This window comes from Parviterribacter multiflagellatus (assembly GCF_056863265.1).
The window spans coordinates 198274-222716 of sequence record NZ_JBXPIZ010000004.1; the positions used below are offsets into that span (position 1 = coordinate 198274).

At 73.5% G+C, this 24443-nt stretch carries 23 protein-coding genes; 11 read left to right on the plus strand and 12 right to left on the minus strand.

The genetic code is table 11. The features are described from left to right. The first annotated feature begins 42 nt into the window (after nucleotides 1–42). From fdhD to nrfD, 4 genes are read left to right on the plus strand one after another with little or no spacing between them, the layout of a single operon-like run. Complete coding sequence (fdhD, locus tag AC1UE5_RS10340) at nucleotides 43–819, plus strand: formate dehydrogenase accessory sulfurtransferase FdhD (RefSeq protein WP_482922848.1); 777 nt, start codon at nucleotides 43–45, stop codon at nucleotides 817–819. 43 nt (nucleotides 820–862) lie between these two features. Beyond that, complete coding sequence (gene fdh / locus AC1UE5_RS10345; RefSeq protein WP_482923303.1) at nucleotides 863–4054, plus strand: formate dehydrogenase; 3192 nt, start codon at nucleotides 863–865, stop codon at nucleotides 4052–4054. Continuing rightward, nucleotides 4051–4977 (plus strand): 4Fe-4S dicluster domain-containing protein, encoded by a 927-nt coding sequence (locus tag AC1UE5_RS10350; protein WP_482922850.1) that lies wholly within the window; start codon nucleotides 4051–4053, stop codon nucleotides 4975–4977. The genes fdh and AC1UE5_RS10350 overlap by 4 nt, the downstream gene beginning before the upstream one ends. Beyond that, entirely contained in the window at nucleotides 4974–6218 is a 1245-nt protein-coding gene (gene nrfD / locus AC1UE5_RS10355; RefSeq protein WP_482922852.1) for an NrfD/PsrC family molybdoenzyme membrane anchor subunit, read from the plus strand. The genes AC1UE5_RS10350 and nrfD overlap by 4 nt, the downstream gene beginning before the upstream one ends. Nucleotides 6219–6266: 48 nt before the next feature. Here the strand turns inward: nrfD and AC1UE5_RS10360 are convergent, their stop codons facing one another. Further along, a complete protein-coding gene (locus AC1UE5_RS10360) occupies nucleotides 6267–7187 on the minus strand; it encodes a formate/nitrite transporter family protein (protein WP_482922854.1) in 921 nt (306 codons plus the stop codon). 259 nt (nucleotides 7188–7446) lie between these two features. Between AC1UE5_RS10360 and AC1UE5_RS10365 the strand changes: the two genes are divergently transcribed. After that, nucleotides 7447–8322, plus strand: coding sequence for a sigma-70 family RNA polymerase sigma factor (locus AC1UE5_RS10365; protein WP_482922856.1), 876 nt, complete (start codon nucleotides 7447–7449; stop codon nucleotides 8320–8322). Between the two features lie 234 nt (nucleotides 8323–8556). Here the strand turns inward: AC1UE5_RS10365 and AC1UE5_RS10370 are convergent, their stop codons facing one another. Further along, the gene (locus AC1UE5_RS10370) at nucleotides 8557–9657 is read right to left on the minus strand and encodes a PrsW family intramembrane metalloprotease (RefSeq protein WP_482922858.1); all 1101 of its coding nucleotides are present in this window, start codon (nucleotides 9655–9657) and stop codon (nucleotides 8557–8559) included. An 11-nt stretch (nucleotides 9658–9668) separates the two neighbouring features. Beyond that, entirely contained in the window at nucleotides 9669–10211 is a 543-nt protein-coding gene (locus AC1UE5_RS10375) for an RNA polymerase sigma factor (RefSeq protein ID WP_482922860.1), read from the minus strand. A gap of 103 nt (nucleotides 10212–10314) precedes the next feature. Between AC1UE5_RS10375 and AC1UE5_RS10380 the strand changes: the two genes are divergently transcribed. After that, on the plus strand, nucleotides 10315–10989 hold the full coding sequence (locus AC1UE5_RS10380; protein ID WP_482922862.1) for an FHA domain-containing protein: 675 nt from the start codon (nucleotides 10315–10317) through the stop codon (nucleotides 10987–10989). Here AC1UE5_RS10380 and AC1UE5_RS10385 read toward each other — a convergent pair. The 4 genes from AC1UE5_RS10385 to AC1UE5_RS10400 all read right to left on the minus strand — a co-directional run bounded on the left by AC1UE5_RS10385 (nucleotide 10986) and on the right by AC1UE5_RS10400 (nucleotide 15149). Beyond that, nucleotides 10986–13094: a protein kinase domain-containing protein gene (locus tag AC1UE5_RS10385; protein WP_482922864.1), complete on the minus strand. Its 2109-nt coding sequence runs from the start codon at nucleotides 13092–13094 to the stop codon at nucleotides 10986–10988. The genes AC1UE5_RS10380 and AC1UE5_RS10385 overlap by 4 nt on opposite strands. Nucleotides 13095–13127: 33 nt before the next feature. Next, the gene (locus AC1UE5_RS10390; RefSeq protein WP_482922866.1) at nucleotides 13128–13874 is read right to left on the minus strand and encodes an SDR family oxidoreductase; all 747 of its coding nucleotides are present in this window, start codon (nucleotides 13872–13874) and stop codon (nucleotides 13128–13130) included. A gap of 41 nt (nucleotides 13875–13915) precedes the next feature. Then, entirely contained in the window at nucleotides 13916–14428 is a 513-nt protein-coding gene (locus AC1UE5_RS10395; RefSeq protein WP_482922868.1) for a hypothetical protein, read from the minus strand. 112 nt (nucleotides 14429–14540) lie between these two features. Further along, the gene (locus AC1UE5_RS10400; protein WP_482922870.1) at nucleotides 14541–15149 is read right to left on the minus strand and encodes a CGNR zinc finger domain-containing protein; all 609 of its coding nucleotides are present in this window, start codon (nucleotides 15147–15149) and stop codon (nucleotides 14541–14543) included. Nucleotides 15150–15178: 29 nt separating this feature from the next. Between AC1UE5_RS10400 and AC1UE5_RS10405 the strand changes: the two genes are divergently transcribed. Further along, complete coding sequence (locus tag AC1UE5_RS10405; RefSeq protein WP_482922872.1) at nucleotides 15179–15832, plus strand: hypothetical protein; 654 nt, start codon at nucleotides 15179–15181, stop codon at nucleotides 15830–15832. On the opposite strand, the gene AC1UE5_RS10410 is transcribed toward AC1UE5_RS10405, so the two are convergent. From AC1UE5_RS10410 to AC1UE5_RS10425, 4 genes are all read right to left on the minus strand, one after another. Further along, entirely contained in the window at nucleotides 15829–16602 is a 774-nt protein-coding gene (locus AC1UE5_RS10410) for a MerR family transcriptional regulator (RefSeq protein WP_482922874.1), read from the minus strand. The genes AC1UE5_RS10405 and AC1UE5_RS10410 overlap by 4 nt on opposite strands. An 11-nt stretch (nucleotides 16603–16613) precedes the next feature. Further along, entirely contained in the window at nucleotides 16614–17405 is a 792-nt protein-coding gene (locus AC1UE5_RS10415) for an ABC transporter permease (protein ID WP_482922876.1), read from the minus strand. Beyond that, complete coding sequence (locus tag AC1UE5_RS10420) at nucleotides 17402–18358, minus strand: ABC transporter ATP-binding protein (protein WP_482922878.1); 957 nt, start codon at nucleotides 18356–18358, stop codon at nucleotides 17402–17404. Before AC1UE5_RS10420 ends, AC1UE5_RS10415 begins: the two co-directional genes overlap by 4 nt. Nucleotides 18359–18453: 95 nt before the next feature. Beyond that, complete coding sequence (locus tag AC1UE5_RS10425) at nucleotides 18454–18636, minus strand: hypothetical protein (RefSeq protein WP_482922880.1); 183 nt, start codon at nucleotides 18634–18636, stop codon at nucleotides 18454–18456. Between the two features lie 79 nt (nucleotides 18637–18715). Between AC1UE5_RS10425 and AC1UE5_RS10430 the strand changes: the two genes are divergently transcribed. The 4 genes from AC1UE5_RS10430 to sufU are packed head-to-tail and all read left to right on the plus strand — an operon-like array spanning nucleotide 18716 to nucleotide 21639. Beyond that, complete coding sequence (locus tag AC1UE5_RS10430; protein ID WP_482922882.1) at nucleotides 18716–19186, plus strand: RrF2 family transcriptional regulator; 471 nt, start codon at nucleotides 18716–18718, stop codon at nucleotides 19184–19186. A 14-nt stretch (nucleotides 19187–19200) separates the two neighbouring features. Further along, the gene (sufC, locus tag AC1UE5_RS10435) at nucleotides 19201–19968 is read left to right on the plus strand and encodes a Fe-S cluster assembly ATPase SufC (protein WP_482922884.1); all 768 of its coding nucleotides are present in this window, start codon (nucleotides 19201–19203) and stop codon (nucleotides 19966–19968) included. A 16-nt stretch (nucleotides 19969–19984) separates the two neighbouring features. Continuing rightward, nucleotides 19985–21202 (plus strand): aminotransferase class V-fold PLP-dependent enzyme, encoded by a 1218-nt coding sequence (locus AC1UE5_RS10440; protein WP_482922886.1) that lies wholly within the window; start codon nucleotides 19985–19987, stop codon nucleotides 21200–21202. An 8-nt stretch (nucleotides 21203–21210) separates the two neighbouring features. Beyond that, a complete protein-coding gene (sufU, locus tag AC1UE5_RS10445; protein WP_482922888.1) occupies nucleotides 21211–21639 on the plus strand; it encodes a Fe-S cluster assembly sulfur transfer protein SufU in 429 nt (142 codons plus the stop codon). A gap of 3 nt (nucleotides 21640–21642) precedes the next feature. Here the strand turns inward: sufU and AC1UE5_RS10450 are convergent, their stop codons facing one another. After that, nucleotides 21643–24294, minus strand: coding sequence for an HtaA domain-containing protein (locus AC1UE5_RS10450; RefSeq protein ID WP_482922890.1), 2652 nt, complete (start codon nucleotides 24292–24294; stop codon nucleotides 21643–21645). Nucleotides 24295–24443 lie beyond the last annotated feature (149 nt).

Sequence of the window (24443 nt, forward strand, 5' to 3'; positions counted from 1 at the left end):
GGATCTTACCCAGTGGATGAGCGGGGTAGCGTGCACGTCGAGATGCCCGCCGTCCGCCATCGTGGGATGCACGCCGTCGTCGAGCACGACGGGACGGACGACGCCGTGGCGGTCGAGGAGCCGCTGGAGATCCGCGTGGACGGCGAGCCGGTCGCGGTCACGATGCGCACGTCGGGCCACGACGAGGAGCTCGCGCTCGGGTTCCTCCACGGCGAGGGGCTGATCCCCGGCACGCCGCCGCGCGACGCCGGCCCCACGGACGACTTCGCCAACAACGTCGTCGAGGTCGCCGGGCCGCTCGCCCGCGCGCTCCCCACCCGCCGCTTCTACACGAGCAGCAGCTGCGGCGTCTGCGGCAAGGGCGCGCTCGACGAGGTCGCGGTGTCGTCGGCGCCGATCACCGGCGACGTCGTCCGCATCGACCGCGCGCTCCTGGCGCAGCTGCCGGACCGCCTCCACGAGGAGCAGCCCGAGTTCGCCCGCACCGGCGGTCTGCACGCCACCGGCCTGTTCACCCCCGCGGGCGCGCCCGTGTGCGTGCGCGAGGACGTCGGCCGCCACAACGCGATGGACAAGGTGATCGGGTGGGCGCTCACCGAGCGCCGGCTCCCGCTCGCCGGCCACGTGCTGTGCGTCAGCGGGCGGCTCTCCTTCGAGCTCGTCCAGAAGGCTGCGGTCGCCGGCTGCCCCGTCCTGGTGGGCGTCGGCGCGCCCACGTCGCTCGCGATCGACCTCGCCGCGGACCGCAACCTGACGCTCGCCGGTTTCGCGCGCGGCGATCGGGTGAACGTGTACACCGGAGCCCACCGTGTCCACTGACCCCGCCCAGCGCCCGCAGAAGCCGAAGCTCCCCTTCCGCAAGCTGCGCGAACTCCCCGTCGTCGGGAAGGTCGCCGACTGGGGCATGGGCCCGGCCGCGGTCTCGAAGACCACCCGCGAGGCCGGCTCCCGCATCGCCGGGCTGAAGGCCACCGAGTCGGTCTGCCCGTACTGCGCGGTCGGGTGCTCGCAGGTCGTCTACACCAAGGGCGGCCGCCTCGTCGACATCGAGGGCAACCCGAGCTCGCCCATCAACCAGGGCACGCTCTGCCCCAAGGGCTCGGCCTCGCGCCAGCTCGTCCAGCAGGCCGGCCGCCTGACCAAGGTCAAGTACCGGCGGCCCGGCGGCACCGAGTGGGAGGAGCTCGACCTCGAGACCGCGATGGACATGATCGCCGACCGCGTGCTCGAGGCCCGTCGCAACGGCTGGCAGGACACCGACCACCGCGGCTGGAAGGTCAACCGCACGCTCGGCTTCGCGCACTTCGGCGGCGCGACCCTCGACAACGAGGAGAACTACCTCATCAAGAAGTCGTTCACCTCGATGGGCGCGATCCAGATCGAGAACCAGGCCCGCATATGACACTCCTCCACGGTCCCCGGTCTGGGGACCTCGGTCGGGCGCGGAGGCGCCACCATGCCGCTGCAGGACCTGGCCAACGCGGACATGGTGTGGATCCAGGGATCGTCGATGGCCGAGGCGCACCCGGTCGGGTTCCGCTGGGCGATGAAGGCCAAGGAGCGCGGCGCGCGCGTCGTGCACGTCGATCCCCGCTTCAGCCGCACGAGCGCGCTGGCCGACGAGCACATCCCGATCCGCGCGGGCAGCGACATCGCGTTCCTCGGCGGCCTGATCAACCAGGTGCTCGAGCGCGACGCGTGGTTCAAGGAGTACGTGCTGGCCTACACGAACGCCGCGACGATCGTCAACGAGGAGTACGTCGACGCCGAGGACAACGGCGGGCTGTTCAGCGGCTTCAACCCGGAGACCGGCGCCTATGACCCGCGCACGTGGCAGTACGCGGGCGGCGAGGTCGCCGCGTCGGCGGGCGTCCGGGAGCACTCCGCCCAGGCGTTCGAGGCGAGCACCGGCGCCGGGATGCTGACCGGCCAGGTGCAGCGCGACGAGACGCTCCAGCACCCGCGCTGCGTGCTCAACGTCCTGCGCCGCCACTACGCGCGCTACACGCCCGAGATGGTGTCGCAGATCTGCGGCGTCTCGGAGGAGCAGTTCCTGCGCATGGCCGACTCCCTCATCGAGAACAGCGGCCGCGACAGGACGACCGCGCTCGTCTACGCGGTCGGCTGGACGCAGCACACCGCCGGGGTGCAGATGATCCGCGCCGGCACGATCCTCCAGCTCCTGCTCGGCAACATGGGCCGGCCCGGCGGCGGCATCCTCGCGGCGCGCGGGCACGCGTCGATCCAGGGCTCGACGGACATCCCGACGCTGTTCGACATCCTGCCCGGCTACCTGCACATGCCGAAGGCGTACGAGGAGGAGCTGACGCTGCGCTCCTACATCGACACCGGCGGCGCGAGCAAGGGCTGGTGGTCGCACTTCGACAGCTACATCGTCAGCCTGCTGAAGGCGTGGTGGGGCGACGCGGCGACACCGGAGAACGACTTCGCGTTCGGCTACCTGCCGCGGCTCACCGGCGTCCACGCGCACTTCGCCACGACGCTGCGGATGCTCGACGGCGGCGTCGAGGGCTTCTTCGTCATGGGCCAGAACCCGGCCGTCGGCTCGATGCACGCGGGGCTCCAGCGGCGCGCGCTCGCCAAGCTCAAGTGGCTGGTCGTGCGCGACCTGGCGGAGATCGAGACCGCGACGTTCTGGCGCGACTCGCCGGAGGTCAAGAGCGGGGAGCTGAAGACCGCGGAGATCGGCACCGAGGTCTTCCTCATGCCCGCCGCCTCGCACATCGAGAAGGAGGGCACGTTCACGCAGACGCAGCGGTTGCTGCAGTGGCGCGACAAGGCGCTCGACCCGCCGGGCGACGCGCGCAGCGAGCTGTGGTTCATGCACCACCTGCACCTGCGCGTCCGCGACCGCCTGAAGGACTCGACCGACCCGCGCGACCGGCCGATCCTCGACCTCACCTGGGACTACCCCGAGCACGGCGAGCACCGGGAGCCGAGCGCCGAGGCGGTGCTGCGGGAGATCAACGGCTACGACGTGGCGACCGGCGCGCCGGTGCCCGGGTTCGCGAAGCTGAAGGCCGACGGCTCCACCGCGTGCGGCTGCTGGATCTACTCCGGCGTCTACGCCGACGGGATCAACCAGGCGCGGCGCCGGACGCCGAGCGACGACGCGATCTCGCCGGAGTGGGGCTGGGCGTGGCCCGCGAACCGGCGCGTGCTCTACAACCGCGCGTCCGCCGACCCGGACGGCAGGCCCTGGTCGGAGCGCAAGAAGCTCATCTGGTGGGACGAGGACGCCGGCAGGTGGGTCGGCCCCGACGTCCCGGACTTCCCGGTCGACAAGCGCCCGGACTACGTCGGCCCCGACGACGCGGAGGGGATGGACGCGATCAGCGGCGCCGAGCCGTTCATGATGATGGCCGACGGGCGGGCGTGGCTGTTCGCGCCGTCGGGCCTGGTCGACGGGCCGCTGCCGACGCACTACGAGCCGCTCGAGTCCCCGCTGGAGAACCCGCTCTACCCCAAGCTGCACGAGAACCCGGCGGCGCTGCGGTGGTCGCGCCCGGACAACGTGTACGCGGGCGCGGAGAACCCGGAGTTCCCCCACGTGCTGACGACCTTCCGGCTCACCGAGCACCACACCGCGGGCGCGATGTCGCGCTACCTGCCGTGGCTGGCGGAGCTGCAGCCCGAGATGTTCGCGGAGATCGACCGCGAGCTGGCGGCCAAGCTCGGGGTCGAGGACGGCGGCTGGGTGACGATCGCGACCCGGCGCGCGGAGATCGAGGCGCGCGCGCTCGTGTCCCCGCGGATGAAGCCGCTGCGGATGGGCGAGCGGACCGTCCACCAGGTCGCGCTCCCGTTCCACTGGTCGTACGGCGGCGACGGCGTCAGGGGCGACGCGGCGAACGACCTGATCCCGCTGTCCGGCGACCCGAACGTCGTCATCCAGGAGTCGAAGGCCTTCGTCTGCGACGTGCGGCCGGGGCGCAGCTCGCAGGGCACGCGCCCGCTCGCAGGCGTGCGCGAGCCGGTGCACCCGGTCGGGCCGCGCGACGACCACCCGGCGGAGGAGCGGCCGCAGGCATGACCGAGATCGCGATCCACCGCGACACGCCCGCGGGCGCGGCGGCCACCGCCGAGCGCATGGGGTTCTTCACCGACACCACGACGTGCATCGGGTGCAAGGCGTGCGAGGTCGCGTGCAAGCAGTGGAACGACCTGCCCGCCGACGGCTACCAGTTCCGCCGCCGCGGCTCGTACGACCACACCGGGCAGCTCGACGCATCGACGTGGCGGCACGTGCGGTTCGTCGAGGTCGAGACGCCGGTCCACGAGCCGGTGCGGACGCCGATGGACACCGTGCTCGCGCCCGACGGCGGCGGCCACGACGCGCTCGACCTCGTCGGGATGCTCGAGCAGCCAGAGCTCGACCGCTGGGTCTTCATGTCCGACGTCTGCAAGCACTGCACGCACGCCGGCTGCCTCGACGCGTGCCCGACCGGCGCGCTGATCCGGACCGAGTTCGAGACGGTGATCCTCCAGGCCGACGTCTGCAACGGCTGCGGCTACTGCATCCCGTCGTGCCCGTTCGGCGTCGTCGCGCGCGACCCCGACGACGGCCGCGCCGCCAAGTGCACGCTCTGCTACGACCGGCTCTCCGACGGGCTGGAGCCCGCGTGCGCGAAGGCGTGCCCGACCGACTCGATCCAGTTCGGGCCCTACGACGAGCTGCTCGACGTCGCCGCGCGACGCGTCGACGCGCTGCAGCGGCGCGGGCTCGACGGCGCCTACCTGTACGGCGCGGGGCGCGACGAGGAGCTGGCCGGCGGGCTCGGCGCGTTCTTCCTCCTCACCGAGCCGCCGGAGACGTACGGGCTGCCGCACCGCGCCGAGTCGCCGGTGCAGGAGAACGTGGTCCCCGCGACGATCGCGGCGATGGGGGCGGGGCTCCTGGCGGCGGCGGGCGTCGCGGTGGCGTTCGTGCACGGGGCGCGGAAGGCGAAGCGATGAGCGGCGACGCGGGCGGCGGCCGCGGCGCGGGGTCGGGCGACCGCGAGGCGTTCGACAAGGAGCGCGCGGCGATGCGGGCGGCGCAGGAGGAGGCCGCGCACGCGATGCGTGAGCACCGCGCCTCCGACCCGCGCGACATGACGCCGGCGCTCGGCACGCGCGGCGAGCCGGGAGAGTGGCGCCGCGCCGAGCCGGGCGCGCGGGTGGCGCTGCACGTCGGCGAGTGGCGCGACGGGCGGTGGTCGTACCTCTACGGCGACGACACCGTCTACGGCACGCGCGACGGCGACGCCGACACGGGCTACGGGTTCGACCCCGAGGCCGCGCTCCGGATGCGCGGCGCGCGCGACGAGGAGCCCGCGCGGGTCGTCGGACCCATGATCCACGCGCCCGTGTGGACGTGGGAGGTGCCCCTCTACTTCTGGTTCGGCGGCATCGCGGCGGGCTCGTCGTTCGTGGCGCTGGCCTGCGACCTGGCGGGCGACGAGGCGTCGGCCCGCGTGGCGCGGAAGGTGGCGCTGGGCGCGGTCATCCCGTCGCCGGTGCTGCTGATCCTCGACCTCGGGCGGCCCGCGCGGTTCCTCAACATGCTGCGGATCGTCAAAGTCCGCTCGCCGATGTCGTTGGGGGCGTGGTGCCTGATCACGTTCTCCAACCTGGCGGCGGGCGCGGTGCTGGCGGACGTGCTCGGGCGCAAGCGCACGGCGAAGGCGGTCGGCGGCGCGAACGCGATCGTCGGCGGCTACCTGGGCTCCTACACCGGCGTCCTGCTCGCCTCGACCGCGGTGCCGCTGTGGGCGCGCTCGCGCCTGTTCCTCGGCCCGATCTTCGTCTGCACCGCCACGGCGACCGGCGCCGCGGCGACCCGGCTGGCGCTGATCGCCACCGGGAAGCTGCCGGAGAACCACCCGACGCGCCACGCGCTCGGGACGGTCGAGACCGTGGCGATGGGGCTGGAGCTGACGCTGTCGATCGTCAACGAGCGGCGGCTGGGGGACCTGGCGACGGGTCTGGAGACCGGGCGCCCGGGGAAGATGTTCAAGCTCGCGAAGTGGCTGGTGCGCGCCGGCCTCCTGCTGCGTCCCGTCCGCAAGCGCACCGGGCGTCCCGCGCACGACTTCGCCAGCGTCCTGTACCTGGTCGCCGGCCTGCTCTTCCGCTACGCGTGGGTCCGCGCCGGCCAGATCAACGCGCGCGACGACGAGGTCGTGGCCAAGATGGCGCGGGAGCCGGGCACGTGAGCCGCCTCGCCCGCGCGTGGGCGGACGGCGTCACGCGGCTGTCGCTCCTCATCGAAGGCGTGTTGACGCGCCGCGGCCTGCTGCCGCGGAAGAAGCACTAGCGGCGCCGTCGCCGCGGTCCGTCCGGGCGGTGAGGCGGTCGCGGTCGGAGTGCTCGTCGGGCGCGTCGCCCGCGTGCGGCTCGGCCGGCTCCTCCCGCCCGTAGAGGTACCAGTAGAAGCCGGCGACGAAGATCCCCGCGCCGGCGAGGTTGCCGAGGAACGCGAAGATCCAGTTGTGGATCGTGTCCCACCAGGTGATGCCGTCCACGCCCGCGAAGATCGCGGCCGGCAGGAAGAACATGTTCGCCACGACGTGGTCGAAGCCCATCGCGACGAAGGCCATGATCGGGAAGAAGATCGCGAGGATCTTGCCGGCGACGTCCTCGGCCGCGAAGGCCATCCACACCGCGAGGCAGACGAGCCAGTTGCAGCCGACCGCGCGGAGGAAGATCTGCCACTCGGTCTCCTCGACGCCCTTGGCCTCGGCGATGCCCGACAGCCGCTCGAGCGCGATGTCGGTCGTCACCACGCCGGTCTGCACCGCCAGGAAGTAGGCGACGAAGAGCGAGCCGAGGAGGTTGCCCAGCAGCACCCAGCCGAAGCTGTGGAAGAGCTGCCCGAGCGACGCCCTGCCGCGCATCGCGGCAAGCGGCACGAGCGCCATGTTGCCGGTGAGCAGCTCCGAGCCTGCCAGCACGACGAGCACGAGGCCGAGCGAGAACACCGCGCCCGTGAAGAAGGTCTGCAGGCCGCCCCACGTCTCGGCGTTCAAACCGGCTGACACGGTGATCGCGAGCAGCGCGCCGAAGGCGATGTAGGCACCGGCCAGGAAGCCGGCCACGAGGGCCTTGTCCCAGGAGAGACGGGCCTTCTCCGCGCCCTTCGCCGTCCCGGTCTCGGTGATGGCCTTGGGGTCCTTGAACGCCATGCACCGCAGGGGTACCCGTGTGTGACGCGAACCACGCGACACGAGCTTGTGCGCTCGTGTATCTTTCAGAGGCTGCCTTCGAGGCAGGCGCTCTCCTGCGGCTCGCGACAAGCGCCGCGTCAGTGCCAGCCAGTCTAGCGAAGGAGGCTTGCGCGGGCGCCCGACTGCCGGGCGGGAACGCGCGAACAACTTCCGATAACCACCTCCGACTCCACCCCGATCGGATTAGCAAGCTTTGAAACGAGGGATTCCTACGACCATGACGCTCGAGACGCGCCCCCAGCCTGAGTACGTGCCGGAGGCCGTCGACACCACCGTTGACCCGCTGCACCAGCTGCTCGCCGAGTCGCGCCGCTGGCCCCTGCTCATGCCGGCCGAGGAGATCGAGCTGGCGCAGAGGATCGAGCGCGGCGACCTGGTGGCCAAGGAGCGGATGATCAACTCGAACCTGCGCCTCGTCGTCTCCGTGGCGCGGAAGTACCAGGGCCAGGGCCTCCCGCTGGGCGATCTCGTCCAGGAGGGCATGCTCGGCCTCATCCGCGCCGTGGAGAAGTTCGACTGGCGCAAGGGCTTCCGTTTCTCGACCTACGGCACGCTGTGGATCCGTCAGGCGATCCAGCGCGGCCTGGAGAACACGAGCCGGACCATCCGTCTTCCTGTCCACATGTCGCAGCGCGCCCGCAAGGTCGCCCGCATCGAGCGCGAGCTCGCGCTGAAGCTCGGTCACGAGCCGAGCAACGAGGAGATCGCGGACGCCGCCGAGCTCACCGTCGAGGAGGTCGAGGAGATCCGCGCTGCCGACCAGGCGCCGGCGTCGCTCGACAAGACCGTCGGCGACGACGGCGACACGGCGTTCGGTGACCTGCTCGCGGCCGACCAGCAGTCGCCCGAGGAGGAGGTCGCGGAGGCCTGGCAGTCCGAGATCCTCCAGTCGGCCGTCAAGGAGCTCCCCGAGCAGGAGCGTCGCGTCATCGAGCTCCGCTTCGGCGCGGGCCCCGAGGGCAAGATGCACACGCTCGGCCAGGCCGGCAAGGTCCTCGGCGTCTCCGCCGAGCGCACCCGCCAGATCGAGGAGCGCGCCCTGCGCCGCCTGTCGCAGAACACGGACCTCTCGGTCCTGCGCGACGCCGCGTAAGCGCACCTCACACGCAGTGTTGGACGAAGGGCGCCCTCCGGGGCGCCCTTCGCCGTTCTCGGGGGGAGGCGGGCCGGCGCTTGCCGCGTCGGTGGTGTGGCCCCGTCGTCCGGTCCGGCAGTCGCCCACCCACCCACCCGACCGCGCGCGCCAGACCTCATGCGCCTTGTCGACCGTAAAGGTCGATAAGGCGCAACAGGTCGCCAGCGCGCCGTGCAGCGACGGCCGCGGCGGTCAGCCGCGCGTGAGGGCGGCGAGCTGCGTGCGCCGCTCGCCGACGAGGGTCGCGAGCGCGGATTCCTGCGCGAGCACCTCGCGGGTGCGGGGGACCGAGCCGCGCTCGACCTGCTCGCGCAGGAACGCGACCTCCGCCGCCGCGTGCTGGAGCTCGACCATCGCGCGCCGCGCCGGCCGGCCGCCCCGCCGGGACGCCTCGCGTCGCCACGCGCGGCGGGCCCGCAGCGACGACAGCGCCGCGACCTCGCCCGGCGGCAGCAGCCCGGTGAGCTGGCGGGCGATCACGCGCCCCTCGCGGCGGAGCCCCACCATCACCACCAGCACGACCGCGAAGAAGACCGGCACGAACACGACGACGTAGACCGAGAGGAACGCCTCCGAGCCTGCGGTCGTGTTCCACAGCGAGTGCAGGGCCATCGCCGCGGCGAGCCCGGCCAGAGGCGCCACCGTGCGGAGCATCGGGGAGCGCGTCGTGACCGCCACGCCCAGCCCGATCCCGGTCATCGCCGTGAAGACCGGGTGCGCGAACGGCGACAGCAGCCCGCGCGCGACGAACGTCCCGACCGCGCCGACGACCCCGTCCTCCACCGCCCCGCGCCCGTAGTAGAGGACGTTCTCGGTCATCGCGAACCCGAGCCCGACCATCGCCGCGTACACGACCCCGTCGACCACGCCGTTGAACTCGCGGCGGTACAGCGCGACGAGCCCGAAGAGCACGACGCCCTTCGCGCCCTCCTCGACGATCGGGGCGGAGATCGAATAGCCGTAGATCTCCGCCGCGTCGCTCCCCAGCGACTCGCTCACCACGACCTCGCCGAGCGTGTTGAGCACGATCGCGACGAACGCCGCGATCGTCGCGCCCCACGCGAAGGTGAGCAGCAGCATCCGCGCCGGCTCGTGCTCGTACCGGTCGATGAACAGCACGAGCGCCGCGTAGACCGGCACCGGGAGCACCGCGAGGCCGACGGCCAGCGCGAACGCGTTCGGGCCCGTCTCGGCGCCCGCCACGGCCAGCACGGCGAACCCGCACACCAGCATCGCGACCACGAGCGCGAGGAGCAGGGCTCCACGGAAGAGCCGGGCGGTGGCGGAGGGCACGGCGGCGCATGCTACGCGGCGACCGCCGTGGCCAGGGACGTCCGGGCGCGGACGAGCAGCGACTTCGTGGCCGGGATGCTCGTGCCGAGCGTCGCCGACAGCTCGACGTGCGACGCGCCCGCCAGCTCGCGCTGCACGAGCGCCATCCGCTGGCGCTCCGGCAGCCGCCCGATCTCGGCCACGACGCGCCCCAGCTCCTCGCGCGCGGCGGCGCTGACGTAGGGGTCGGAGTGCTCGGGCGCGGCCACGAGATGGAGCCGCTCCGCGCCGTCCGCCGGCCGCGCCGCGCGGAGGTGGTCGTACGCCCGGTTGCGGACGATCATGTACAGCCACGGCCGCAGCGCCATCGGGCGGTCGCTGGCGCGCAGGCCGCGCAGCGCGCGGATGAACGCGTCCTGGACGACGTCCTCGGCGTCGGCGTGGGAGCCGCCGAGGAGGCGGGCGGCGAAGCCGGTCAGCGGCTCGCGATAGCGGGCGACGATCCGCTCGAACGCGGTGTCCGAGCCGGCGCGGACCTGGTCGACGAGGTGCGCATCTGAGGGGGTGAGGAGCATGGCCACACCTTCTCCCCGCGCGCGCCTTCCTCCCAGGTGGCCTGGGTGTGGACCGCGCCCACCCGAGGTGTCGTCTGCTTCACCCCTAGGATGGGTTCCAGACGTGTCGACGCTGGATGACACACCCCTGGGCCGCCATTCCGCGACCCCGGCGGAGCTGAAGGAGCGGCTCCTCGCCGAGCGACAGGGCGATCCGTTCCTCGTGTGGAGGAACGCGGACAAGCAGCAGGAGATCCTGCCGCTCCACGCCGGCCTGCGCCGCGTGACGATCGGCCGCGGGCCGTCGAACGACGTGGCGCTCGGCTGGGACACCGAGGTGTCGCGCCTGCACGCCGAGCTGGAGCGCCTCGCGGGTGAGTGGACGGTCACCGACGACGGGCTGTCCCGCAACGGGACCTGGCTCAACGGCCAGCGCATCGGCGGCCGCCAGCGCCTGCGCGACGGCGACGTCCTGCAGGTCGGCCAGACGATCCTCGCGGTCCGCGTGCCGGACGTCGAGGACTCGCGGCCCACCGTCGCGGGCGGCACCACGGCGGCGCCCCAGCTCACGCCCGCGCAGCAGCGGGTCCTGGCGGCGCTGTGCCGGCCCTACAAGGAGTCGGAGTTCGCGACGCCCGCGACCAACCAGCAGATCGCGGAGGAGCTCTTCCTGAGCGTCGACGCGGTCAAGGCGCACCTGCGCGCGCTGTTCGCCGCCTTCGGGCTGGAGGACCTGCCGCAGAACCAGAAGCGCAGCGTGCTCGCGATGCGCGCGCTGCAGCTCGGCCTCGTGCGCTAACCGCCCGCGGCGGAGATCGGGACCCGCTCCAGGATCCCGTCGCCCTGGCTGACGGCGTAGACCGCGTCGCCGGACACCACGAGCTTCGTCGGGTTGAGGCCGAGCTGGACGGGCTCCCCCGTCGGCGACCGCGGCTGCCGCGGGTCGATCCGCACGAGCGTCGAGGTCGTGAACGTCGTCGCCCAGAGCGAGCCGGCGCCGTAGGTGAGGAACCGCGGCTCGCCGTCGATCGCGAGCGTGCCCGTGACGCGTCGCTCCGAGCGCGACACGCGGCTGATCGTCTCGTCCTCGGCGTTGGCGACCCACACCCGGCGCCCGCCGACCGCCAGCCCCGCCGGGCCCGCGCCGACGTCGATCACGTCGAGCTCGCCCGTCGCGATGTCCAGCCGCGTGATCGAGTCGCGCGCGCGGTTGGACACCCACACCGCGCCGTCGCCGACCGCGAGGTCCTGCACGCCGAGCGGGATGTCGACGCTCTTGACGATCTCGCCCGTGCGCGGGTTGACGCGCACGACGCGGGACGGCGGGTAGGAGCGCAGCTTCGCCCCGCGGACGCCGACCCACACGGCGTTCTCCCCTGCCTCGACCGCCACGGGCGTCCCGTCGGGGAGGTCGGTGAACCGGGTCTCGCCGCCGTCGAGGTCGACCCGCGCGAGCCGCTCGGTCCGCGACGCGCTCGACACCCACAGCGCGCCGAACCCGGCGTCGATGTCGAGCGCCCCGCGACCGACCTCCGGGCCCTCCTCGACCTTCGTGAACGCGTCGAGCGGGACGCGCACCAGCCGCGCCGAGCGGGGGAGCGTGACGTACGCCGCGCCGCGCGCGACCGCGACCCCGTTCGGGCGATCGCCGACCGCGACGCCCGCGGGCTGGTCGTCCGGGACCGCGGTCTTCGCCGTCGGCGTGGTCTGCGCGGGCGCGGAGGGGTCGTCGCCGCCCGAGGCCGCGAGCGCGACCGCCACCCCGGCGATCGCGAGCACCGCGACCGCGGCGGCGATCAGGGCGGGACGGCGCCGCGACGGCCCAGACGGCGGCGCGCCGTCGCCCGCATGCTCGGTCGGCGGCGTGTCGCCACGGGGCAGTACGCCGGGCGCGGCGGGCGTCGTCGGCTCGGGCGCCTGCGCGGTCGGCGCGGTCTGCCCCTCCACCGGCGTCGTGACGGCGGTGCGCGGCGGACCCGCCGGCGCGCCGGCCGCGTCGGGCCGCGCCTCCGGCGGCGTCACGCGCGTCTCGTCCGCGGCGGTCGCCGCGCCCGGCGCGTCGAGCCCCGCGACGCTCTGCGCCGGCCGCCCGATCGCCGCGAGCACGGCCCGGCCCATCTCGCCGGCGGTCGCGAACCGGTCCTCGGGGTCCTTGGCCAGCGCCCGCGCGATCACGGCGCCGAGCTCGCTCGGCACGCCGGCCGGCAGCGCGGGCGGCTCGTCGTTGAGGTGCGCCCACAGCGTCGCCTCGTCGCTGGAGCGGTCGTACGGCGGCGCGCCGGTCAGCGCGTGGAAGAGCACGCAGCCGAGCGCGTAGACGTCGGTGCGCCCGTCGATCCGGTCGTCGCGGATCTGCTCCGGCGCGACGTACCCCAGCGTCCCGACCCACCCGCCCGGCCGCGTCGCCGCGGTGGCGCTGGAGTGCAGCCGCTTGGTGAGCCCGAAGTCGGTCAGGTACGCGTGCTCGGCGCGGTCGAGCAGGATGTTCGCCGGCTTGACGTCGCGGTGGACGAGCCCGCGCGTGTGCGCGGCGTCGAGCGCGGCGGCGATCTGCGCGACGATCGTCCCGGCGCGCGCGGGCTCCAGCCGCCCCAGCTCGCGCAGCAGCGAGCGCAGGTCCGGCCCGTCGACGTAGCGCATGACGATGTAGAGGACGCCCTCCTCCTCGCCGGCCGAGAAGACCGGCAGGACGTTGGGGTGCTCCACGGCCGCGGCGGCCTTCGACTCGCGCACGAACCGGGCGGCGAACGCGGGGTCGGCAGCGAGGGCGGGTGCGATCGTCTTGAGCGCGACCAGCCGATCGAGAGCCGGCTGGACGGCGCGGTAGACGACCCCCATCCCGCCCTTTCCGGCCACGCCTTCGATGCGCAGGCCGGCGAAGAGATCGCCTGGCTTGAGGTCCATTGCGGACCCCTTGTGTATCAGCCTCGCCTGTCGCTACTGGTGCTCGGCCGCGATCAGCGAGAGCCCGCCGTCCACGACGAGCGACGCGCCGGTCACGTACGAGGCGCCCTGACTGGCCAGGAACACGACCGATTGGGCGATCTCGTCCGCCTTGCCGGCACGCCGGAGCGGGATGCCCTCGCTCGGGTCGGGCGCCTGGTCCTCCTGGCCGGTCATGCGCGTCGCGATCTGGCCCGGCGCGACGGCGTTGACGAGGACGCCGTGCTCGGCCAGCTCCAGCGCCGCGACCTTCACGAGCCCGCCGAGCCCGTGCTTGGCCGCGCTGTACGGGGCGTTGCCGCGCAGCGGGATGTGCTCGTGCACCGACGTCACGAAGATCACGCGCCCGCCGCGGCCCTGCGCGACCATCCGCCGCGCGGCCGCCTGGAAGCAGAGGAACGCGCCGGTCAGGTCGACCTCGAGCACGCCGCGCCACTCGTCGGGCGTCAGCTCGAGCACGGGCTTGTCGGTGCCGTAGCCGGCGTTGGAGACGAAGCACTCGACGGAGCCGAGCGCGTCGGCCAGCTCCTCGACCACGCGCGCGCCGGCCTCGCCGTCGTGCAGGTCGACCTGGCGGGCGACCGCACGGCGGCCGTGCTCCTCGATCTCGCGGACGGCGTCCTTCGCGCGCTCCTCCTCGCTGTGCCAGGTGAAGCCGACGTCGAATCCGGCGGCGGCGAGGGCGACGGCGGTCGAGCGGCCGATGCCGCTGTTGCCGCCGGTGACGATGGCGTTGGGCATGGCGGGAGCCTCCCCGCCGCGCCGCCGGGCCGAAACCGCGCCTACGCGGCGGCGGCGGCCGGGCCGCCGGGGAGCAGCGTGTGCGGGATCGGCGCGCCGTAGCGCGCGGCGACCAGCTCGACGTCCGCGCGGTCGATGATCTCGCAGCCCAGGCGCGCGGCGATGCGCTCGGCGGTCGGCACCTCGGTGCGGCGGATCAGCGCCTCGATGCGCGCGTGCTCGGCGCGCAGGCCGTCGGCGTGGGCTTCCAGGCGGCCCCAGACGGTGACGATGCCCTCGACCCAGTCGAACTGGCCGAACCAGTTGCGCCTGCCGGGCCGGTGGTGCGCGTAGATCCCGCACTGGCAGTCCGGGTGCGGGGACGCGTGGTCCTCGACGACCCAGCCGTTCTGCGCGCCCAGCATGATGCGGCGCTGGAACGGGTGGCACTCGGCGTGCATGGTGCGCCCCTCCCAGCGGATGGGCATGAGCGGCGAGAGCAGGCGGTCGCCGATGACCTTCCACGCCCGGTACGCGACGACGGGGCGGATCAGGTCGGGCGCCGCGGTGCTCACGCCGCGGCGGGGGCGGGAGCCGGCGCGGGGACCGCGGGCTGCGCCGGGATCGGCGCGGCGGCGGGGGCCTCGAGCGGCTCGACGACGATGGTGACGGACTTGCCGGGAAGGCTCATGATCTCTGCCGTCGATAGTAGGAGCGGGCCTTGGCGCGGCCGCCGCAGATCCGCATCGAGCACCAGGCCGACGAGCCGTTGACCGAGCGGTCGTAGAAGGCCCATCCGCAGCGCGCGCCGGGGCACGCCTTGAGCCGGCCCCACGTGCCGTCGGCCATCGCCGCGAACGCCGCCGCGAGCACCTCGGCGACCGCGCCGCCCGGCGTTTCCCCTGCAATTCGCGGGTGTCCGCCGAACCGGGGACGCAGGTCGAGCCGCGTGGCCGCCGCGTCGAGCGTCGCGGCGGCGCGCGCCAGTCGCTCCTGCGTGACCACCGCGCCCGCGTCCGCGCCCGGCGCCGCGAGGTCGGCGGGCGGAGTGTGACCGTTCCCCCACAGGAGCAGGCGCAGCGCCTCGCGCACGCTCAGCGCTTCGTCCAGCGGCAGGTCCTCGCGGAGACCCCGCGCCGCGCACCACGCCGCCCACCCGCCGGCGTCCGCCAGCAGGTCCGGCCCGTGCTCGCGGTCGACGGTGTTGACGAACGCCTGCACGAGCGCGAGCGGCCGCGGGGCGGGCGCGCGGCCGCCGGGCTGGACCGAGGCGTCGATGAGCGCTTGACGTTCCATCTAGACTCACCACCAGAGGCTATCTGCTGGTGAGATCGATCGAGGACGAGCCGCCCAAGCTCTCGCGCTTCGAGGTCGTCGGGGCGTGGCTGCACGTGTGGACGCCCCCGCGCGGCGCGCGCGTCCCGCCGGTGCCCTGGCGCGAGGTCGGGCTGTGGGCGCTGGCGCTGCTCGTGGTCGGCGGCGCCGCGCTGGCCGTCATCGCGCCGAAGATCGACGCGGGCAAGGACGAGCGCGCCGCCCGCGCGCAGGAGGAGCAGGACGCCAGGGCCGAGGCGCGACGGGCGAAGATGGCCGCCGACCAGCGCGCGCAGCGCGGCACGTTCGCGACGTCGGCCGGCCGCGCGGCCGTGGTCGCGGAGATCGAGCAGGCGATCGGCGCGGATGCCCGCGCCCGCTTCGACCCCGACGCCCGCACCGCGTCGTGCTCGCCCAGCCCCGGCGCCGACCCCGCCGCCCGCAAGGTCGCCTACGACTGCTTCTCGTCCGTGCGCGCGATCGAGGGCGCGGGCGCGCAGGCGGGCGCGCGAGGGGAGCTGGCCATCCCGTTCCGCGCGGTCGTCGACTTCCCCGCGGGCGCGTACGCGTTCTGCAAGCTCAACCCGGTGCCGAGCGAGGCCGCGCTGCCCGACCCGGACGAGTCGGTGCCGCTCCCGGCGGCCTGCCGCATCCCGCGCGACTAGCGCGGCGGGATGCGCTCGAGCTTCGTCCAGCCCCGCCAGCCCCGCTCCTCGAGCAGCTCGCGCAGGCGGCCCGCGATCGGGCTGGCGGTGAGGAACATCGAGTCGAGCAGCTCGACGAGATCGTCGTCCATCGGGTTCTCGGCGCTGGCCTCCCACTCGGCGTCGCTGACCGCGTCGAAGATCGCGGCCAGCCGGTCGGCCAGCTCCGGCAGCCGGGGGTCGTCGCGCTCCCAGTCGACCACCGCCGTGTACATGTCGCGGTAGAGGGCCAGGGTCGCCGGGTCCTCGAGCTGCTCGTGCTTGGAGGCCATGAAGGCCGGCATGCTGTCGGGCAGCTTGGCCGCGACCAGGATCCAGGCGTCGCGCTCGGCGGCGAGGACGCGCTCCGAGAAGCCGAGCCCGCGCATCCGTTCCAGGTACGCGACGGCCTCCGGGGGCAGCGCGAGGCTGTCCCCGGCCGCGAGCTGGGCGATCCGCTCGCGGTGGCGCCGCTTCTCCCGGATCTCGGCCTGGAGGCGGCGGTCGACGTCCTCGATCGCGGCGGCGAACGCCTCGGCGTCGGCCGTGAGCAGCTCGCCGATGCGCGCCAGCGGCACGCCGGCGTCGGCGAGCGTCCGGATCCGGATCAGCTCGACGACGCTCCCGGCGTCGTACCGCCGGTAGCCGGAGTCGTCCCGCTCCGGCTCCGGCAGCAGGCCCTTCTGGTGGTAGAAGCGCACCGCGCGGACGGTGACGCCCGCGTACGCGGCGAGCTGGCCGATGGTGAGCACGCCGGGGAGTCCTACTTGGCGGGTACGCGGAGGTACAGCCGCCGGGACCAGAGGAAGCCCAGCAGCGAGATCGCCACGCACCAGCCGATCGCGAGCCACAGGTCGGAGTCCGTCGGGGCGCCGGTGACGAGCGCGCGCAGCGTGTCGATGATCGGGGTGAAGGGCTGGTGCTCGGCGAAGTGCCGCACGCCCCACGGCATCGCGTCGGTCGGGACGAAGCCGCTGCTGATGAACGGCAGCAGCACGAGGAACATCGGGGTGTTGCTCGCGGTCTCGACGCTGTCGGCCGCGAGCCCGAGCCCGACGGTGAGCCAGGTGAGGGCGAACGCCAGGAGCACCAGGAGGCCGAAGGCGCCGAGCCACTCCAGCAGGCCGGCGTCGGAGCCGAACCCGAGCAGGAACGCGAACGCGATCACGACGACGAGCGCGAGGACGGTCTTGATGACGGCGCCCAGCACATGACCGGTGAGCACCGACACCTGCGCGATGTCCATCGTGCGGAAGCGGGCGATGATGCCGGTGGTCATGTCGGTGGCGGTCGCGATCGCGGTGCCGAGCGCCACGCTGGCGACGGTCATGATCAGGATGCCGGGGGTGATGTACACGAGGTAGTCGTCGCGGTCGCCGATGCCCGCCTGCCCCGGCAGGCCGGCGCCCAGCGTCCCACCGAACACGTAGACGAAGAGCAGCAGGAACAGGATCGGCTGGGCGACCAGCATGATCGACAGCGACGGGTAGCGGCGGATGTGCAGCAGGTTGCGGCGCAGCATCGTGGCCGAGTCGCGGACGGTGAAGGTGCTCATGCGGAGATCTCTTCAGGGGTGGGCGCCTCGGCCGCGTGGCCGGTGAGCGCGAGGAACACGTCGTCCAGATCGGCGTTCTGGACGGTCACGGCGGCGACGCCGTCGTCGTCGAGCCCGTCGAGGACCCGGCGCAGGCCGCTGACGCTGCCGTCGCTCGGGACCTGCAGCGTGAGCGTCTCGTCGTTCGCCACCGCGTCGGGGTGCGCCGCCGCGGCCGCGGCCAGGCCGGCGGCGTCGGCGAACTGCACCGCCACGTGCCCGCCCGGGACGCGGCGCTTGAGCTCGGCGGCGGTGCCCTCGGCGACCAGCCGCCCGCCGTCGAGGATGCCGATCCGGTCGGCCAGGTGGTCGGCCTCGTCGAGGTACTGCGTCGTCAGCAGCACGGTCACGCCGTCGGCGACCTGCTCCCGCACGATCGCCCACAGCTCGCGGCGGCTGCGCGGGTTGAGGCCGGTCGTCGGCTCGTCGAGGAAGATCAGCCGCGGCCTCGCGATCAGCGTCATCGCCAGGTCGAGCCGCCGCTTCATGCCGCCGGAGTAGGTCTGGGCGGGCCGGTCGGCGGCGTCCACGAGGTCCAGCCGCTCGAGCATCTCGGTCACGGCGCCGGGCACGGCGGCCCGGTCGAGGTGGGCCAGGTCGGCCATCAGCCGCAGGTTCTCGCGGCCGGTCAGCAGCTCGTCGATCGCCGAGAACTGGCCCGTGACGCCGATCGCCGCGCGCACGCGCTCGGGCTCCCGGCGCACGTCGTGGCCCGCCACGCGAAGCGTCCCCGCGTCGGCGGTCAGCAGCGTGGAGAGGATGTTGACGGTGGTGGTCTTGCCGGCGCCGTTCGGGCCGAGCAGGGCGTAGACGGTGCCGTCCGGCACGGTCAGGTCGATGCCCGCGATCACCTGGTGGTCGCCGTAGGACTTGCGCAGTCCGGCCACCTCGATCGCGGTGCTTCCGTAGGTCATGCCGGGCATCTAAGACCCTGACGTAACGTCAGGGTCAAGCCCTGTTTTCGCGCCAGCTTCCGGCGGACCGGGCCGGCCGCGACGGCGGGCGGGGCCTACGCGGCGGAGGGCGGGCCGGCCGTCAGCGCCTTCAGCGCGGCGATGTCCTCGGCCATCGCGTCGACCTCCGCGCCCAGCTCGCTCATCGCGGTCGGGTCGCCCTCGGCGATGGTCTCGGCGGCGGCCTTGGCCTCGTCGACGCGGCGTGCGAGCGCGTCGAGCCTCTCGATCAGCTCCATCGGGTCAGTCTGCCGCAGCGGCTGAGACGATGCGCACAGGCCCCCGGGCGATCCCGACTCACGCGGTAGGATTTGACGCGTGATCTTCACGACGAAGGCCGAGTATGGCGTGCGGCTCCTCGTCGAGCTCGGCAAGCAGGATGGCGGGGTCCCGATCTCGCTGAAGTCCATCGCCGAGGCCGAGGGCCTCCCGCTCGCCTACCTGGAGCGCATCGTCGCGCTCCTGAAGAAGGGCGGCTTCGTCGAGTCCACCCGCGGCGCCCACGGCGGCTACCGGCTGGCCCAGCCCGCGGAGGAGATCCGCATGGACGACGTCATCGCGGCCCTCGAGGGCGGCGTGGCGCCCATGTCGTGCTTCGTCGACGACACCGTCGACGGCTCGCGCGTCCTGTGCAACCACCACACGGACGGCGAGCTGTGCGCCACCAAGCTGCTGTGGACCCGCGTCCAGGGGAGCGTCGTCAAGGCGCTCCAGCAGACGACGCTCGCCGAGCTCGTCGCGTTCACGCAGCGCCAGCCTTCCCAGCAGATGCTCGTCACCCACCACTGAGAACCAGAGACTTCATGCTCGAGATCAAGAACCTCCACGCCCAGGCGGGCGACAAGCAGATCCTCAAGGGGCTGGACCTCACCGTCCGCAAGGGCGAGATCCACGCGCTGATGGGTCCGAACGGCTCCGGCAAGTCCACCCTCGCGAACGTGATCATGGGCCACCCGAGCCTCGAGGTCACCGAGGGCACGATCGTCTTCAACGGCGAGGACGTCACGGAGGCCGATCCGGACGAGCGCGCCCGCCTCGGCCTCTTCATGGCCTTCCAGTACCCGGTCAGCGTCCCGGGCGTGACGATCACGAAGTACCTGCGGATGGTGCAGAACGCGCACCGCGAGGCGAAGGGCGAGGAGCCCATCTCCCTCAAGGACTTCCGCAAGACGACCGAGGCCGCGATGGAGCTGACGAACGTGCCGAAGCAGTTCGCGGCGCGCTACCTCAACGAGGGCTTCTCGGGCGGCGAGAAGAAGCGCCTGGAGATGCTCCAGCTCGCGCTGCAGCGCCCGGAGATCGCCATCCTCGACGAGACCGACTCGGGCCTCGACATCGACGCGCTCAACGTCGTCGCCAACGCCGTCAACAAGGTCAAGGCCGAGACGGACATGGGCGTCCTGATCATCACCCACTACCAGCGGATCCTGCACATGGTGAAGCCGGACCGGGTCTCGATCATCTTCGACGGCCGCGTCGCGCACGAGGGCGGCCCGGAGCTCGTCGACCAGCTCGAGCGCGAGGGCTACGCCAAGCTGCGCGAGCAGTACGGCGCGCCGGCCGCGGCGTAGAGAGCGATGTGACCCGGTGAGCACGCTCGCCCTCGACACCGTCGCCCGCCAGTTCCCGGTCCTGGACCGGGAGGGCCTCGTCTACCTCGACAGCGCCGCGACGGCCCAGAAGCCGCGCGCCGTCATCGACGCGGTGACCGACTTCCTGTCGCACCACAACGCGTCGGTGCACCGCGGCGTCTACCCGCTCGCGGTCGAGGCGACGGACCTGTACGAGGGCGCGCGCACGGTCGCCGCCGAGCTCGTCGGCTGGAGCGGCCGCGACACGATCTTCACGGGCAACGCCACCGCGGCGATGAACCTCGTGATCCAGTCGTGGGGCCGCGCGAACCTGCAGCCCGGCGACCGCGTCGTCGTCTCCGTGATGGAGCACCACTCGGTCGTCGTGCCGCTCAAGCTCATCGCGGACGAGCGCGGCGCCGTGCTCGACGTGATCGACGTCGACGACGAGGGCCAGCTGCGCCTCGACCAGCTCGACGCGGCGCTGGAGCGCGGGCCGAAGCTCGTCGCCGTCACGCACGTGTCGAACGTGCTCGGCACGATCAACCCCGTCGAGGAGATCGTCCGCCGCGCGCACGCCGCCGGCGCGGTCGTGCTCGTGGACGGCACGCAGGCGGTGCCGCAGCTCCCCGTCGACGTCGGCGCGCTCGACGCGGACTTCTACGTCTGGACCGGCCACAAGGCGTACGCGCCGACCGGCATCGGCATCCTCCACGGCAAGCGCGAGATCCTGGAGGCGATGCCGCCCTTCATCAGCGGCGGTCACATGATCTCCAGCGTCTCGTTCGACGAGGTGCGCTTCGCCGAGGTGCCCGCGAAGTTCGAGGCCGGCACGTCGCCGATCGCCGAGGCCGTCGGCCTGGGCGCCGCGATCCGCTGGATGCAGGAGCTGGGCCTCGACGCGATCCGCGCGCACGAGCGCGACGTCACCGCCTACGCGCTGGAGCGCCTGGCCGACGTGCCGGGGCTGACCGTCTTCGGGCCGTCCGACGCGGACGCGCGCGGCGCGGTCGTCTCCTTCGCGATGGAGCAGGCGCACCCGCACGACGTCGCCGACATCATCGGCCGCCAGGGCGTCTGCGTCCGGGCCGGCCACCACTGCGCGCAGCCGCTGATGAAGCGCCTGGGCGTCGGCGCGACGACGCGTGCGTCGTTCGCCGTGCACTCGACCCGCGACGACGTCGACCGTCTCGTGGAGGCGCTGGGCGAGGTCGAGCGGATCTTCGGAGACTGAGGCTTCAGATGGACGACCTGTACCGCGAGCAGATCCTCGAGCACTACAAGCGCCCCCACAACTGGGGCGAGCTCGAGAGCGCCGACCTCGAGTTCGAGGACAACAACCCGCTGTGCGGCGACGAGCTGAAGGTCCAGATCGTCGTCGGCGACGACAACACGGTGCAGGACCTGCGCTTCAGCGGCCACGGCTGCGCGATCTCGCAGGCGTCCGCCTCGCTGGCCTCCGACGAGGTCAAGGGCATGAAGGTCGACGAGCTGCTCAGGCTCGACAAGGAGTTCATCCTCGACCTGCTGGGCATCGAGCTCAGCGCCACGCGGCTGAAGTGCGGCCTCCTGTCGCTGAAGGTCCTCAAGAGCGCGGCGCTCGGCGCGGCGGTCGACTGGGAGGCCGACACGCCCGAGGGCGTCAAGCCCCCGGGCAGCGCGACCCTCTAGCGGCTAGCTGAGCTTCACCAGCACCGTCGGCAGCTTCGAGCCGGCGGTGGCGGGCCGCAGCGTGTACGTGCCCTTCAGCCGCGGGTACGTGGTCCGCACCCGGCGGCTCGCGCCCTTGCCGGTGACCGTCCGCCGAGGCGCGACGGTGAGCACGAGCTCCGTCCCCTCCAGCGACCCGGTGGCGACGCGGTTGCCGCCCTTGGTCAGCCACACGCGGTAGGCCTTCAGCGGGTTGAGCCCGAGCGCCCGCGACAGGGTGACCTTCACGCGCCGCTTGCCGGTCTTCGCGCCGCGGACCGTGGCGGTCAGCCCCTTGCTCGAGACACGCTGCGTGACCGCCGGCGCGGCCGGCCCGGGCACGACCCGCTCGACGACCTTCTCGACCGTCGGCCCGGGCCCGTCACCGCCGCGCCCGTCGTCGTCCAGCTCGCCCTCCAGCGACGGCAGGGCGCCGATCGTCCGCGAGACGGTGATCGTCGCCGGATCGAGCTCCGCGCCCACGTACAGCAGCGCGAGGACCTTGTTGCCCTCCTCGCCCAGCGCACCCGGCTCGGTCTTCCACGTCACCGTCTTGGCGCGGACGATCCGCTCGCTGATCGGGAACGTCCCGAGCGTCACGCGCGCATCGCTGTCCGCGCCGGAGACCGCGCCCGGGGCGCCGGCCACCGAGCAGTCCTCGACGATGTCCTGGGTGATCCGCACGCTGACGCTCGCCTGGCTGCCCGCCAGCGTCCAGCGCGGGTCGCGGAGGGTGATCGTGAAGCAGTGCGCGGGGTAGCTGAGCACGACGCGGCCGCGGGTCGCGACGACCGCCGTGTCACCCGCGACGTCGAGCGAGGCCCCGGTCGGGGTCCACTGGAAGCCGACGGGCCAGCTCAGGCCCGACCTGCGCGCCGGGTCGCAGCCGCCGACGGCGACGTCGGGGTTGGGCGTGCACAGCGCGCCGTCGTCCGCGACGATCGGCGGCGGAGAGACCCCGGGCACGTAGCCGGGCGCGCCCGACGAGCCGTAGACGTAGTTGCGGAGGTTCGCGCGGACGCCCCAGTCCACGATGGTGTCCACCTCCTCGACGGGCGTGCCGCCGCCCGTGGCGGGATCGGGGAGCGTGAGCACGTCCACGAAGCCGTTCGTGTCGCTCGTCGACGTCAGCCCCGAGCCGCCGATCGCGAGGTCGGCGAAGCCGTCCCCGTTCATGTCGCCCGTGCCGGCGAGGGCGCCGCCGATGATCGGGAACGTGTCGCTCACCCACTGGGCACCGCGAGAGGCGTTGAGCGCCAGCAGCGAGATGGGCTGGAAGTCGGACTTGCCGTACACGAGCGCCACGCGCTTCTGGCCGGAGGAGCCGACCAGCACGTCGTCGCGTCCGTCGCCGCTGACGTCGCCGACGCCGGCGAACGCGCCGATGGCCGGCTGGAGGTCCTCGTTCGCCGGGTTCCGGATGCGGAAGCCCGAGCGCGCGGCACCGAGGTCGACCGGGGTCGTAGGACCGCCGAAGACCACGTCCGCGTAGGCGTCCGAGGCGGTGCTGACGGGCGCGCTCCCGACGAGCAGGTCCGGGTCGCCGTCGGCGTTCACGTCGCCCGCGGCCGCCACGCTGGTGCCGGCCGCGCGGCCCGCGACGTCGCCGTAGATCGCGCGCAGCACCGGGGCGGGAAGCGCGCCGGGCGCGACCGTGTGGGCGCCCTGGGCGTCGGCGCCGCTCACGACGAGCACCGCGCCGCCGTTCGTGCGGGCGGGCTCCGCGCCTCCCCCGTCAGGGTCGTGGTCGAACCCGCGGGCGCCGACCGCGAAGTCGGGCACGTCGTCGCCGTCCACGTCGTCGAGCGCGGCGAGCGGGCCGAGCGCGTCGCTCGCCGTCGTCCCGGTGAGCCGGAACATCGTCGACGCCGGGTCGGCCAGGTCGACGCTCGTGGTCGCGGACCGGCCGCGGACGACCATGGCCGCGCCGATGCCCGTCGGCGCCGGGCTGAGGCCGGTGCGCCAGGCCGGGATGCCGAGGCCGATCTCGTCCTTCCCGTCGCCGTCGAGGTCGCCGAGCCCGGCGATCGAGGCGCCGAGGCGGACGCCGACCGTCGCGCTGTACGACACGCCCTCGATGCGGAAGCCGCGCGCGCCGAGGTTCGCGAGGTCGATGCTCGGCAGCGCGCGGATGCCGTTCCCGCCGAACACGACGAACACCGCGCCGTGGCGGCCGTTAGGGCTGCCGACGGGGGACCAGCCGGTCGCGCCGATGAGCGCGTCGTCGACGCCGTCGCCGTTCACGTCACCGCCGCAGGCGACGCTCGCGCCGGTGGCGGACGCCTCGGTGCCCTTGCCCGGATCCCCGCGCAGGACCACGCGGTCGGCGAGGTCGCCGGCGGCGCCGAAGACGATCGTGGCCCCGCCCGGCGCGATCGGGAGGGCGTCCGGGTTGAGGTCCTGCTGGCCCACGATCAGGTCGGGCGTCCCGTCGTCGTCGAGGTCGCACCGGCCGGCGACGGCGTGCACGGAGCCCGCGCCGTCGGCGCCGAGGACGCGCAGCTTGGGGACGGTGGTCAGGTCGAAGGGGATGGCCGCCGCGGCGGTCGCGGGCGCGAGGCAGAGCGCGGCGGCCGCGAGGACGGCGAGGCGTGCCAGGAGCAGGGCGGGCCGGCCGTGGCCCGTCGTTCGGTGCATGGTGAGGCGAGACTCCAGAAACGGGTGGGTGTGCGTACGTTAGGATCGCCTAACTTAGGCCAACCTAACGGAGGGACACGCGCTTGTCCACGGGCGCTTGACAGAAGTTAGGGCACCCTAATACGGTGGCGCCGCGCCGGGCGGCAAGG

Bases quoted from the DNA above. Each gene is read 5' to 3' on its own strand.
- fdhD (WP_482922848.1), top strand. From the start codon at position 43: ATGCCCGCCGTCCGCCATCGTGGGATGCACGCCGTCGTCGAGCACGAC.
- AC1UE5_RS10415 (WP_482922876.1), bottom strand. From the start codon at position 17,405: ATGAGCACCTTCACCGTCCGCGACTCGGCCACGATGCTGCGCCGCAAC.
- AC1UE5_RS10390 (WP_482922866.1), bottom strand. From the start codon at position 13,874: ATGCCCAACGCCATCGTCACCGGCGGCAACAGCGGCATCGGCCGCTCG.
- nrfD (WP_482922852.1), top strand. From the start codon at position 4,974: ATGAGCGGCGACGCGGGCGGCGGCCGCGGCGCGGGGTCGGGCGACCGC.
- AC1UE5_RS10375 (WP_482922860.1), bottom strand. From the start codon at position 10,211: ATGCTCCTCACCCCCTCAGATGCGCACCTCGTCGACCAGGTCCGCGCC.
- AC1UE5_RS10420 (WP_482922878.1), bottom strand. From the start codon at position 18,358: ATGACCTACGGAAGCACCGCGATCGAGGTGGCCGGACTGCGCAAGTCC.
- AC1UE5_RS10400 (WP_482922870.1), bottom strand. From the start codon at position 15,149: ATGGAACGTCAAGCGCTCATCGACGCCTCGGTCCAGCCCGGCGGCCGC.
- AC1UE5_RS10360 (WP_482922854.1), bottom strand. From the start codon at position 7,187: ATGGCGTTCAAGGACCCCAAGGCCATCACCGAGACCGGGACGGCGAAG.
- sufC (WP_482922884.1), top strand. From the start codon at position 19,201: ATGCTCGAGATCAAGAACCTCCACGCCCAGGCGGGCGACAAGCAGATC.
- AC1UE5_RS10365 (WP_482922856.1), top strand. From the start codon at position 7,447: ATGACGCTCGAGACGCGCCCCCAGCCTGAGTACGTGCCGGAGGCCGTC.
- sufU (WP_482922888.1), top strand. From the start codon at position 21,211: ATGGACGACCTGTACCGCGAGCAGATCCTCGAGCACTACAAGCGCCCC.
- AC1UE5_RS10385 (WP_482922864.1), bottom strand. From the start codon at position 13,094: ATGGACCTCAAGCCAGGCGATCTCTTCGCCGGCCTGCGCATCGAAGGC.
- AC1UE5_RS10450 (WP_482922890.1), bottom strand. From the start codon at position 24,294: ATGCACCGAACGACGGGCCACGGCCGGCCCGCCCTGCTCCTGGCACGC.
- AC1UE5_RS10425 (WP_482922880.1), bottom strand. From the start codon at position 18,636: ATGGAGCTGATCGAGAGGCTCGACGCGCTCGCACGCCGCGTCGACGAG.
- AC1UE5_RS10350 (WP_482922850.1), top strand. From the start codon at position 4,051: ATGACCGAGATCGCGATCCACCGCGACACGCCCGCGGGCGCGGCGGCC.